Origin of the sequence: Streptomyces sp. Y2F8-2 (genome assembly GCF_014905555.1) — a bacterium.
Taxonomy (GTDB): domain Bacteria; phylum Actinomycetota; class Actinomycetes; order Streptomycetales; family Streptomycetaceae; genus Streptomyces; species Streptomyces cynarae.
The window spans coordinates 177,252-188,668 of sequence record NZ_BNGS01000009.1 but is presented as its reverse complement, the minus strand read 5'-3'; the positions used below and the strand labels follow the sequence as shown (position 1 = coordinate 188,668).

Sequence of the window (11,417 nt, the reverse complement as noted above, 5' to 3'; positions counted from 1 at the left end):
GGAGCGACAGGGACTCATGAGGAGGAGAGAAGTTCGGTCGCGCCCAGAACGGCACCTGCCGCCGCGTCCGGGCGGGTGCGCGGGAAGTAGTGGCCGCCGTCGGGCAGTTCCAGCAGCTCCACGTGTTCGGCCAGCAACTGCCAGTCGCGGTACCGGTCGCGGTGGTCCGCCGTGTTCGGGTCGTCGGCGGCGACGACCACGGTGACGGGCACGGACAGCCGCACCGGGGGCGGGGCTTCCAGCGCGTCGGCGAAGTAGTGGTGCGCAGCGATGCAGTCGTGCCGGTAGGCGGCGCCGACGTGCTCGGCGTGCTGTGCGCTCAGCTCACCCAGTTCGGTGTAGCCGCTGTCCGCGCTCAACCGGGCGGCGATCTCGACGTTGCTCCGCTGCGTCAGCTCGGTGACGGCGGCGCGCCGCTCGGCCGCCGTGCCGAGCAGCTGGGCGCCGAGGAACACCCGTGGCACGTCCACTCCGCGCTCCCGCAGTCTCCTCGCCGTCTCCAGCGCCGGCGCGGTGCCCGAGGAGTGGCCCCACAGCATGACCCTGGTCAGGCCACGCCCGGTGAGCTCGGCGACGACCTGCTCGGCCACCTGGGCGATCGGCGCGAACGGCTCACTGGTGGCGGCCAGGTCGTGACCGGGCAGTTCGACGGCGTACACCGCGGGCCCGCCGTCCGCCAGGGCACCGGCCATCGGACGGAAGTTGACCGCGTTGCCGCCCGCGTACGGGAAGCAGACCAGCGCACACTGCGGCACACCGTCCGGTTGTGACAGCGGTTGCAGCAGCTCCGTGCGCTGGAGGGCGGTGCCGTCGAGGAGGGCGGCGAGATCGGCGAGCACCGGGTGCCGGGTGATGTCCTTCAGGGACACCGCGCGGTCCAGGGCGATGGTGAGCTTGACCGCCGACAGGGAGGTTCCGCCGGAGTCGAAGAAGTGGTCCTGCCGGCCGATCCGGTGCTCGGGGACGCCCAGCAGCTCGGCCCAGGTCGCCGCCAGCTTCCGCTCGGTCGGGGTGCGCGGGGCACGGTCCTCCTCCCCGGCCCGGTCGGCGTCCACGGCCGGCTCGGTCCGTTCCGCGAGCGCGGTCAGGGCCTTCCGGTCGATCTTGCCGTTGGCGGTCAGCGGCAGGCTGTCCTGCCAGTGGAAGGCAGTCGGGACCATGTAGGCGGGCAGGACGGCGCCCAGCGCCTCGCGCAGCTCCTCCGTCTCCAGGCGCCGGCCGGTGTGGAAGGCGATCAGGTGTGTGCTGCCACCGGCCAGTTCGGCGGTGACCACCGCTCCGTCGCGCACCCCGGGCACCCGCAGCAGCGTGTTCTCGATCTCGCCGATCTCGATGCGGAAACCGCGGATCTTGACCTGGTTGTCCCGGCGGCCCAGGAACTCCAGCTTGCCGTCGGGATGCCAGCGCCCCCAGTCGCCTCCGAGGTAGAGGCGCTCGCCGGGCCGGTACGGATCCCGCAGGTACGCCTGGCGGGTGCGCTCGGGATCGTTGACGTATCCCCGCCCCACGCACACCCCGGAGAACGCGATCACCCCGGGGGCGCCCAGCGGCACCAGCGACAGATGCTCGTCGACGACGTAGACGCGCACGTTGCTGACGGGACGCCCGAGCAGTACCCGTTCGGGCACCCGGTGAAGGACCTCGTGGTTGGTGTCGTCCGAGGTCTCGGTCAGCCCGTAGGCGTTGAGCAGTCTGATGCCTGGCTGGATCGCGAACCAGCGCTGCACCAGTTCCCGTTTCAGGGCCTCACCGGTGACCGACACACACGTCAGGTCCGGCAGCTCGCGGGGATGCCGCTCCAGATACGACACCACCACCTCCAGATAGGAGGGCACGACCTGGACCACCCCGACCCGGCCGCGGACCAGGGTGTCGACGAACCGCTCCACATCCACGACCACGTCCTGCTCGACCAGCAACGTCCGCCCGCCGACCAGCAGCGCGGACAGCAACTGCCACAGCGAGATGTCGAAGCACTGCGGCGCCGTCTGCGCCACCACCCGCCCCTGGCCGATTCCCAGGTCCTCGATCTTGGCGTGGAGGTGGTTGAGCATGCCCGCGTGCTCGCACATCGCCCCCTTGGGCTCGCCGGTGGAGCCGGAGGTGAAGTAGATGTAGGCGAGCTGGCCGGCGCTCACCTTGACGCCGAGGTCGTCCTCGGCGTGCTCCTCCGCGTACGCCGTCTCGACCAGCAGCTTCTCGACGCCCGGCAGTGTGGCGAGGGCCTGGTCGAGGGTGTGGGTGCTGCCGGATTCGGTGAGCACGAGCCGGCATCCGGCACGCGACAACGTCGTCCCGATACGGCCCGCCGGGAAGTGCGGCTCGATGGGCAGGTAGGCGCCTCCGGCCTTGAACACCGCCAACACCGACGCCAGCCAGTCGAGATCGCGTTCCGTGACCACCGCCACGACGTCCTCCCGGCCGAGTCCACGAGCCAGAAGGGCCCGTGCGAGCCGGTTCGCGCGCGCGTTCAGCTCCGCGTACGTCCACGTGCGGTCGCCGTGCACCGCGGCCACCGCCTCCGGGTGGGCCCGCACCCGCTGCTCGAACAGCTCGTGCGCCCGGATGTCGGGCAGGGCCCGGTGCGGTCCGGCCAGTCCTTCGAGCTGGTACAGCATCTCCTCCGCCGACAGCAGGCTCTGCCGCGCGTGTCCGGCGTCCGGGTCGGCCGCGATCAGCCGCAGCGCGGTCAGGTGGTAGCCGCCGATCCGGGTCGCGCACTCGGCGTCCAGGACGTCCGTGCGGTACCGCAGCCGCACCACCGGCCGCCCGCCCCGGTCACTGAAGCCCACGCCCAGCACCGCGTCGTCGGCCGGCCCGTGCCCGGCGCCCGTGGGGTCGAACACGACCTCGTACGACGGCTCGGAGAGCCCCAACTCCCGGCGCAGCGCGTCCACCGGGAAGTCCCCGTGAGCCAGCACCTCGGCTTCGACACGGTGAGCGCCGAGCACCAGTTCGCGCCACGACCCGGGGGCGACCGTCAGACGGCACGGCAGCGGCCCGCCCGCCGCTCCGGCGGCATAGCCCGTCACCACCTCGCGCTCACCCGACAGCGCGGCCAGCACCTTGGCGTGCGCCGCCAGCAGCACGGAACTCACCGGCACCCGCAGCACGCCGGCCAGCCCGCGCACCGCTGCGGCGATGTCGTCCGGCAGCACCGTCTCCTGCTCTGCCGTACCCGCCACCGGCTCCCGCACCCAGCGGGGTACCGCGGTGAAACCACCGGCGGTCAGCACGCCGCGCCAGTACTCCCGGTCCGCTTCCACGAGCGCTCCCATCGATCGGTCTTCCTGAAGTTCCTCAACTCGCCGTCGTGGCGGCGGCGCCGTTCGCCGAGGGCGTGCCTGTCGCCGTCGTCGATCCGCTGCCGTCGCCCGGCGCAGGGGACAACTCGACGGCCGGGTTCCCGCCCCACAGGGCGTTCGGGGGGACTTCCTCGCCCTTCATGAGGAAGGAGTCGGGAGCCAGGACGGCGCCGTCGCCCACCGTCACGCCGTAGTGCACATGGGCGCCGACCCCGAGGGTGCAGCCGGCACCGAGCGCGGAGTGGTCGGACTTGAAGGTGCCGTCCTCCTGCGAATGGCACTGGATCTTGGAGCCGGCGTTGAGCGTGCAGTCGTCGCCGATGGCGGCGAGCATCCGGTCCGTCACATACAAGCCGTCGTCGAAGACCCTGCGCCCGATGCGCACCCCCAGCAGTCGCCAGATCACGTTCTTGAAGGGGGTTCCGTTGAAGACGTTGAGGTGTGCGGACGGCACCTTCCACAGGCGCTCCTGGTACCAGAAATCCGGGTCGTAGATGGAGCACAACTGGGGACGGAGCGGACGGAACAACGTGAAGCAACGCTCCACCAGGATCCAATAGAGCGCGGTGAATGCGAGCGTGAGTGCCAGATAACCGGAGATCACCACGTAACCCAGCACTCCGTACAGGTCGACGGAGGCGAGAGCGATCGCCGTGAGCACAAAGGTGTGCAGCCAGCGCACGAACAGGAACAGCGCCATCGAGCGGAGGTTGTAGCGGTTCTTGGCGGACAGTCGGCGACGCAGCTCTTCCCCGGTTCTGAGATGGTCGAACCGGGTGTCGCGCTCCACCGTCCGCGGAATCTCGAAACAGGGGGAGCCGAGCAGTCCGACGCCTTCGCGGACCTTTCCGTCGAGCGGGACCATGACCTTCGTGGCGAGCAGACAGTTGTCGCCCGTTCTCGCCCCCGCCGGATACACGATGTTGTTTCCGAGGAAGTTGCGTGCGCCGATCGATGCCCGGGACACCCGGAAGGACGTACTGGAGAAGTCCGCATTGAGGATGGAGAGCCCGTCGGCCACCATTGTGCCGCTGCCGACCGTCGCCATGTACGGGGTCTCGTGCTGTACTTCGGTGCCGAAGTTCGACCCGGTCTGCTCGACACGGGACAGGTTGTATCCGAGGCCGAGCAGGTAAGGGACGATGTAGGAACTGTCACCGAACAGCCAAGCGAAGAACTTGATGTTCGTCATACCGGAGACCGCCCGGAACGCCGCGTACTGGAAGCCGTAGAGCGGATACACCTTGTCGGGCTTGACGGCCAGGTGCAGCAGACGCGGCACGGTGAACACGGCGGCGAGACCCACCACGACGAAACCGAAGAACAGCCCCAGTGACAGCAGCAGCGTGTCGACGGCGAACTCCGTCGTCAGGATGCCGACGTCGTCCGGGTTCAGCCGGTCGTCGAGCACGGGGATCCAGGTGAAGAGCATGTACAGACCGCCGACCGCCAGCGGGATGTACAGCAGAAACAGCTGGAGCAGGCTGACGACGGCGAACCAGGCCCGGCGCGGCGTGCCGCACCTGGCCGGCGCGACCCTGACGTGGTCGATGTCCGTGCGCTGGGCCGGTGACCCGTGATGGCGCTCGCCCGCCGGGACGGTCTGCCCGCGGTACAGGGCGGACGCGTGGCCGAGCTGGGCTCCGTCGCCCATCGACGTGTCGATGTCGAGCACGGTCTTCGAGCCGATGTACACGTCCCGGCCGAGCGTGATGCGGCCGGTCTGGATGCGTCCGGCGTGCGCCCGGTAGCAGAGGAGAAAGGCGTCCTTGCGGATCACGGATCCGGCGCCGATCGTGAGCAGGTCGGTGCAGACCGGCACGGACCGGGAAAGGATCGTGACGCCCTTGCCGATCCGTGCGCCGAGCGCCCGCAGGTACACGACGTACAGCGGATTCCCGACGAAGAGGATCATCGGATTGGTGTGGAGCAGCGCCTTGACGATCCAGAAGCGCAGGTAGGTCAGGCTCCAGACGGGGAACTCACGGGGTTTCCAGCGACCGATGAGAACCCATTTGGCGACGATCGGGAACGCGCACAGGGTCAGGAAGCCGAGGCCGCCGAAGACGACCGAGCGGAGATAGACGTCGGCCACGCCCGAACCGTCGGAGACCCAGTCGTAGCCCTCGGCCGCGACGAGTCCGGTGACCAAGGAGTAGCCCAGGAAGAACAGCAACTGGACTGCGCCGCACAGGACGTAACGCGGCGTACTCCCCGGAGCCGGAGCCGGAGCCGGAGCCGGAGCCGGCGTCCGTGCCGGTGGTGTCGCCGGCGTGGGGGAGTCGGAGGGAGCCGGTGCGGCGTCCGCGAGGGCCGCCGCCAGAGAGCGGACCGTGGGGTTGCGGTAGATGTCCTTCATCGAGACGGACGGAAGGTCCGGGCGCTTCCTGACCCGTGCGCAGAATTGTGCCATCACCAATGAATTGGCACCGAGATCCTCGAAAAAATGACTGTCGAACGATACGCTTTCGACGTCGACGTCGACGACTTCGGCCAGAACTTCGGCGAATTTCCTCTCGGTGTCCCTCGCCGGGTCGGCGCCGCCGCGCCGGGCGATCGCGGGTTCGTCCTGACCGAGGACGAGCGCCTCGGCAGACTTGTCTACCATTCAAGCTCCTTGAGGAAATCCGACAACCACCGGCCACAGGTGACCGGTCCGGTGCCTTCCGTGCTCGGCAGTGCCCGGATCGAGCAATCCGGAAGCCACGGTGTCGCGCACTCTTATCTGATCACGGCTCCACGCGCTTCAGTTTGTGTCGGACATACTCAAGTTGCCACTCGTATTCGATCGCGATGAAACGACAGTGGCGCTGAACAGGGCAGTGTTCCTTGTCCCGTACCCCGGTGGGGTGAGTGACAAGTCACCCGTATGGGTGTTCACCCTGGCGGGGCGTGGCAACGGCGCCGAGTGACCCCTCCGATCCGGGCGCGTGCAGGTAATTGCGCAATCATGACAGCGTCGTCATACGGCCGACGGGTAGGATCACGCTGCCGGAGAAATCGGAGACACCATGACGCGAGTGGGAGGGCGGGGTGCGGGCCCTGCAGCGCCGCGCAGTGTGGACGTGGCACGTCTCGCGGGTGTGTCGCAGAACCGGACGCGGAGCCGGCGCCCGCGAGTGATCCACCGGTCGAACTCGTCGTCCGCGCCTCCACCGCCCGCCCTCGGGCCCTCGGGGGTGCCTGAACGGCCAAGCGCTAGGTGGCGGGGTCCTGCGCGTGTCCGCCTTCGTCGGCGGGGTGGGACGCCTGGGCGAGCAAGCCGGTCAGGGCCGCGCACTGGGCCGGGCCGATCAGGCTCACCAGGACCTGGGCGAGGGCGGGGGTGTTCTCCGCGAGCAGCCGCCGGCCCTTGTCCGTGAGGGTGAGCGCGATACCGCGCCGGTCGCCGCAGACCGACTCACGGGTGACGAGGCCCATGTGGTGCAGGCAGCCGACCTGGTAGGTCAGCCGTGTCTTCGGACGGCCGAGGAGTTCGGCGATCCGCGTCATGCGCAGCGTGGTGCCCGGCTGGTCCGCGAGCAGGCACAGCACCAGGAACTCGTCGTGCGAGACACCGAGGGTCTTCTTGACGTGCGCGCGCAGCTGCTGCTCGATCGCTCCGGTGGCGGCCACGACCCGCATGTAGGTGCGCAGCTCGTCCGGCAGCAGGCCGCTGCCGTCCGTCGACGCGTCGGCGGACGAGGCGGCGGGAGCGGAGTGATCGGCCATGGCACCAGGATAACAGTGTTCCAAATCTGAACGATCTCGCCACCGAGCGATGGTCCAAATTCGAATCACCTGCTACGGTGCTGTTCAAATTTGGATGAGATGGTGGCCGTCCCTCCCGGCCACCCTCCGCTGTCAGGAGATCCCCATGACCACCGCTGCCGTCGAAACCGGCCTCTTCGCGCTCGACTCCGCCGCCTCCACCGTCGCCCTGAAGCACAGGACCATGTGGGGCATGGTCACCGTCAAGGGCACCTTCACCTCGGTCACCGGCCAAGGAGAGGTGCGCCCGGACGGCACCGCCACGGGCACCGTCAGCCTGGACGCCGCCTCCCTGGACACCAAGCACGCCAAGCGCGACGCGCACCTGCGTTCCGACGACTTCTTCGCCGCGGACCAGTTCCCCGCCATCGTCTTCGAGGTCCTTGACGCCACCCGGCGTGGCGAGGACACCGTCACCGTCCACGGTCGGCTGACCGTACGCGGCATCACCCGGCCGCAGACCGTCACCGCCACCGTCACCCAGGCCGGACCCGACGCGGTCACCCTCACCGCCGAGTTCACCGTGGACCGCGCTCAGTTCGGTCTGACCTGGAACCAGATGGGCATGATGCGTGGCCTGACCACCGTCGACGCCACCCTGCGCTTCCAGCGCACATCCGCGTGAGGACAGACGGGCTACCGGGCTGCGCCCTCCGACGTGACGCGCAGGACGATCTTCCCGCGCACGTCTCCCGACTCCAGCAGGCGGTGGGCTGTCGCCGCCTCCTCCAGAGGCATGGTGACGACGGCCGGCGGACGCAGTGAGCCGTCGGCGAGCAGCCGGCCGACTCCGGCCGCGGCCTCGGCGAGTTCGGCGGACGTCGCATGGGAGATCGTGAACCCGGTGACCGAACCGTCCTTGAGGTAGAGCGCTCCGGTGGGCAACGGCGGCCGGGTCCTCATCCCGGAGAACACGACGATCCGCCCGCGCCGGGCGAGCAGATCCACGGCGGTGTCCAGGTCGTTGGCCGCCGACGTGTCGAGGAACAGGTCCGCGCCCCCGGGACACGCCTGCCGCAGACGCGGGAGAACGTCGGCTTCGTGGTGGTCGACGACCTCCGCCGCGCCCAGCGCACGCACGCGCCCGGCGTCACGGGCGCTCGCGGTGGCGACGACGCGGGCACCCGCCCGGGCGGCCATCAACGTCAGGGCGCTGCCGACGTTCCCCCCACCGCCCAGCACGACCACGGTCTCCCCGGCGCGCAGCCGCCCGTGGGTGAACAGCGCCAGATGGGCGGTGGCCGCCGGATGCGCCACCGCCACGGCGGTGCCGGGATCGACGCCCGCGGGCAGGTGGTAGAGCCGGTCCGCCGGCACCACGACCTGCTCGGCCGCGGCGCCGGAGCGCCCCGCGTGCCCCATGCTGTTGCACCACACCCGGTCGCCGACGGTGAACCCGGGGGCTCCCGGCGAGGTCTCGGTCACCGTACCCACCAGATCGCGGCCTACGACGAACGGCCAGGGGACCGGGGTCCGCCAGGCGCCGGAGCGGACGAACGTGTCGACCTGGTTCACGGCGGTCACCTCGACGTTCACCAGGACATCGGTCGGTCCGGGCCGAGGTGCGGGCAGATGGCCGCAGCGGATCGCCTCCGGGCCGCCGAACTCTTCGATGTAAGCAGCGAACATGGCCCGGATTCTGGCAACTCCCGCAGGGCACGCCCGCGCACCGCGCCAGCCGGGGCGGCCGAAACCCGAAGTGACCCGGCACCGGCACGGTGAAGAGCCGGCACATCGCCGGGCACAGGCCGCGTCATCCCTCCACCCGGGCCGCTCCTCCGGAGCGGTCGGTCACCGTGACCACGGCGACGAGAGCGGCCAGCAGCAGTCCGGCGACGAGCGCCGGTGCCGGGGAGCAGGCGGCCGCCAGGACCGCGACCGCGCAAGCGGGGAACAGAAGCCGTTCGAGCCCACCGCGTCGGTGCGGCCGGACATGGACGGCCCACACCGTGATCAGGAAGACCGCCGCCGGGACGGCGACGGCCGCGCCCGCCGCCGGGTCGGAGACATCGGTGCGCCGCGTCACCAACTGGGCGTACGCCGCCAGCCCGGCTCCCGAGGCGGTCGCCGAGGCGAAGATCAGGTAGTGGCCGTACGCCCAGATGAACCTTCTGCGGTGGGCCTGGTGCGTGGTGGCGAGCAGCGTGTGCGCCGGGCGGGCGAAGTACAGCCACCACATGGCGAAGACCATGAGCAGACCGCCCGCCGCCAGGGCGTACAGCGCCCACGCGCCGTGGTGGCGGTCGAACGCGTCCCGTACCGCCGTGGTGGCGGCCGCGACGGACTCACCGAGCACGATGAGGGTGAACAGTTCGTAGCGCTCGGCGATGTGATGCGGGTGCCACGGCGTCATACCGGCGGACTGCGCCCACACCGGGACGGAGACCTCCGCGACGATCATCACGATGATGCCGGGCAGCCGCGCCGGTGCCGGAACGAACAGCAGCCCCACCCAGCCGACCTGGCAGGCCGTCACCCCTGTCGCGAACCGCAGAGCGGTCCGCCGCCGGCACCGATCCGATCGGGCCGCCCGCAGCCACAGAGCGGCCAGCGTCACACGCAGCACCACGTATCCCAGTGTGATGACGCGCAGATCGCCGTCCGCGAACGCCCGGGGCACGCCGGCGGCGAGAACGAGGGACCCGGTGATCTGGACGAGCACCGTCAACCGGTAGGGGACGTCGTCCGGGTCGTAGGCGGAGGCGAACCACGTGAAGTTCATCCACGCCCACCAGATCGTGAAGAAGACCAGGGCGAAGCGCAGGCACCCGCCGGTGTAGTCCCCGGCGGTCACCGCCGTGTTCAGGCTGTGGGACGCCTGGGCCACCGCGATGACGAAGCAGAGGTCGAACAGGAGCTCCAGGGACGTGGCGGTCCGGTGCGGCTCACCCGGGTCCCGCCCCGGCATGCCGGTGCCCGGCCCCCGCCCCCACCGCATCGGCCTGTGGGGACGGGAACCGGGGATGCGGCTCAGCGCGGGGCTCCCGGAGCGGCTTCCCCGGCTGTTCATCGTTCTCCTCGTCGCTCGTCGCTCGTCGCTCGTCGCTCGTCGTTCGTCGTTCGTCGCTCGTCGTCGGGTCGGCGCCCGGCGTGGGCCCCACGCGACGCGGCCGGATACCGCGCGCCCGGTGCGGTGCGGTGCGGTGCGGTGCGGTGTGGGCGGTGCGGTGTGGGCGGTGCGTTCCGTTCAGGAGCGGACCAGGGGGGTGTCGACCAGGTGCTCGGCCAGGAACCAGGCCTGTAGCTCGCCGGTGCGGATCACCTGCGAGACCAGCAGGTCGTTGGTGCCGTCGTCGCCCAGCTCGGCGGTGCGGGCGGCCGCGTCATGCGCGTCCGCGAGGATGGCCTCGTGGGCCTCCAGCAGCCGGGAGAGCATGGCAGGGACCTCCTCGACGCCGTCCGGCGGACGCGGAATGGAGGTGATCTCCGCGACGTGCCGGGGGTCGCCCACCGCGACGCCGCCCAGGGTCTGGACCCGCTCGGCGATCGTGTCGACGAGTTCCAGCTGTTGCTCCGCGTGCTTGTCCAGGAGCAGGTGCAGCTGGTAGAAGGTCGCGCCGCGCAGGAGCCAGTGGTGCTTCTTGTAGAGGCTGTAGAGGATCTGCGTGTCGGCCAGTGTCTTGTTCAGGCGCTGGCAGGAGTACATGCGCGCGTCGTGGGACAGCGCGACGGGGAATTGCTTGACGGTCCCGAACTCCTGGATGACCTCGCCCTTCTGATGCAGCCACGGCTGGCTGCTCGTGGGATGGGAACCGGTGGTCATGACGTGCCTCCTGCGATGCGGTGCCGTGAATACGTGGCCGACGTTAGGCGGGGGAACGGGGGACGGGTTGCCCGGGAGCGCACGATGAGGTGCCGCTGAGCGCACCGAGTCCCTGGTGGGGCCAGGGGCGCCGGGGTGTCACTCGCTGCCGGCCGTGAGCCTGGCGACGACGCCGTCGAGGTCGATGTGACGGTGCTCGGTACCCGGCGGCACCATCGTGTCGGCGCGTCGCAGAAAGGCCGTGACCGCCCGGATCCCGGCCTCCAGGACCGCCGCCCCGGTCCGCGTCCTGAGCAGGATGCGGAGCGTGTCCGGGTGGCACCGGTGCGGCGGGATCACCACCACCTCCCCGATCCCCGCGGACCGGCGAACACCGTCCGCGAGGAGCGAGCGGGCGAACACCCAGTCGACGGAGGGGACGCCGGGTGCGCCCAGGGACAGGCGCACGGCATACGGGTCGCTCATGTCGTAGCGGAGCTCGGCAGGGAGCGGTATCGGCGGTTCGTCGGCCACGGAGACGATCATCTCGGTCCTGTGGACGACCGACCTCTCGTCCTCGGTACCGGGGAGAGGGTGTCTCATGGCGCCCCCTGTCTACG

General features: G+C 70.3%; 8 protein-coding genes. 1 reads left to right on the top strand and 7 read right to left on the bottom strand.

What is annotated here, in order from left to right; translation table 11 throughout:
* Positions 1 to 14: 14 nt before the first annotated feature.
* The 3 genes from SY2F82_RS28295 to SY2F82_RS28285 all read right to left on the bottom strand — a co-directional run bounded on the left by SY2F82_RS28295 (position 15) and on the right by SY2F82_RS28285 (position 7,016).
* Complete coding sequence (locus tag SY2F82_RS28295) at positions 15 to 3,278, bottom strand: amino acid adenylation domain-containing protein (protein ID WP_200421978.1); 3,264 nt, start codon at positions 3,276 to 3,278, stop codon at positions 15 to 17.
* Positions 3,279 to 3,300: 22 nt separating this feature from the next.
* On the bottom strand, positions 3,301 to 5,913 hold the full coding sequence (locus tag SY2F82_RS28290; RefSeq protein ID WP_200421977.1) for a Pls/PosA family non-ribosomal peptide synthetase: 2,613 nt from the start codon (positions 5,911 to 5,913) through the stop codon (positions 3,301 to 3,303).
* 590 nt (positions 5,914 to 6,503) lie between these two features.
* A complete protein-coding gene (locus tag SY2F82_RS28285; protein ID WP_200421976.1) occupies positions 6,504 to 7,016 on the bottom strand; it encodes a MarR family winged helix-turn-helix transcriptional regulator in 513 nt (170 codons plus the stop codon).
* 145 nt (positions 7,017 to 7,161) lie between these two features.
* On the opposite strand from SY2F82_RS28285, the gene SY2F82_RS28280 reads away from it, so the two are divergent.
* Positions 7,162 to 7,680, top strand: coding sequence for a YceI family protein (locus SY2F82_RS28280; protein WP_200421975.1), 519 nt, complete (start codon positions 7,162 to 7,164; stop codon positions 7,678 to 7,680).
* Positions 7,681 to 7,691: 11 nt separating this feature from the next.
* Here the strand turns inward: SY2F82_RS28280 and SY2F82_RS28275 are convergent, their stop codons facing one another.
* The 4 genes from SY2F82_RS28275 to SY2F82_RS28260 form a co-directional block, all read right to left on the bottom strand.
* Entirely contained in the window at positions 7,692 to 8,684 is a 993-nt protein-coding gene (locus SY2F82_RS28275) for an NADPH:quinone reductase (RefSeq protein ID WP_200421974.1), read from the bottom strand.
* A 124-nt stretch (positions 8,685 to 8,808) separates the two neighbouring features.
* Complete coding sequence (locus SY2F82_RS28270) at positions 8,809 to 10,065, bottom strand: low temperature requirement protein A (RefSeq protein ID WP_200421973.1); 1,257 nt, start codon at positions 10,063 to 10,065, stop codon at positions 8,809 to 8,811.
* A gap of 177 nt (positions 10,066 to 10,242) precedes the next feature.
* Positions 10,243 to 10,818, bottom strand: a complete 576-nt coding sequence (locus tag SY2F82_RS28265) for a Dps family protein (protein ID WP_200421972.1) — start codon at positions 10,816 to 10,818, stop codon at positions 10,243 to 10,245.
* 138 nt (positions 10,819 to 10,956) lie between these two features.
* A complete protein-coding gene (locus tag SY2F82_RS28260; RefSeq protein WP_200421971.1) occupies positions 10,957 to 11,400 on the bottom strand; it encodes an SsgA family sporulation/cell division regulator in 444 nt (147 codons plus the stop codon).
* Positions 11,401 to 11,417 lie beyond the last annotated feature (17 nt).

What these genes read in the sequence shown, in the direction of transcription:
- SY2F82_RS28295 (WP_200421978.1), bottom strand. Translation starts at nt 3,278, where the DNA reads ATGGGAGCGCTCGTGGAAGCGGACCGGGAGTACTGGCGCGGCGTGCTG.
- SY2F82_RS28290 (WP_200421977.1), bottom strand. Translation starts at nt 5,913, where the DNA reads ATGGTAGACAAGTCTGCCGAGGCGCTCGTCCTCGGTCAGGACGAACCC.
- SY2F82_RS28285 (WP_200421976.1), bottom strand. Translation starts at nt 7,016, where the DNA reads ATGGCCGATCACTCCGCTCCCGCCGCCTCGTCCGCCGACGCGTCGACG.
- SY2F82_RS28280 (WP_200421975.1), top strand. Translation starts at nt 7,162, where the DNA reads ATGACCACCGCTGCCGTCGAAACCGGCCTCTTCGCGCTCGACTCCGCC.
- SY2F82_RS28275 (WP_200421974.1), bottom strand. Translation starts at nt 8,684, where the DNA reads ATGTTCGCTGCTTACATCGAAGAGTTCGGCGGCCCGGAGGCGATCCGC.
- SY2F82_RS28270 (WP_200421973.1), bottom strand. Translation starts at nt 10,065, where the DNA reads ATGAACAGCCGGGGAAGCCGCTCCGGGAGCCCCGCGCTGAGCCGCATC.
- SY2F82_RS28265 (WP_200421972.1), bottom strand. Translation starts at nt 10,818, where the DNA reads ATGACCACCGGTTCCCATCCCACGAGCAGCCAGCCGTGGCTGCATCAG.
- SY2F82_RS28260 (WP_200421971.1), bottom strand. Translation starts at nt 11,400, where the DNA reads ATGAGACACCCTCTCCCCGGTACCGAGGACGAGAGGTCGGTCGTCCAC.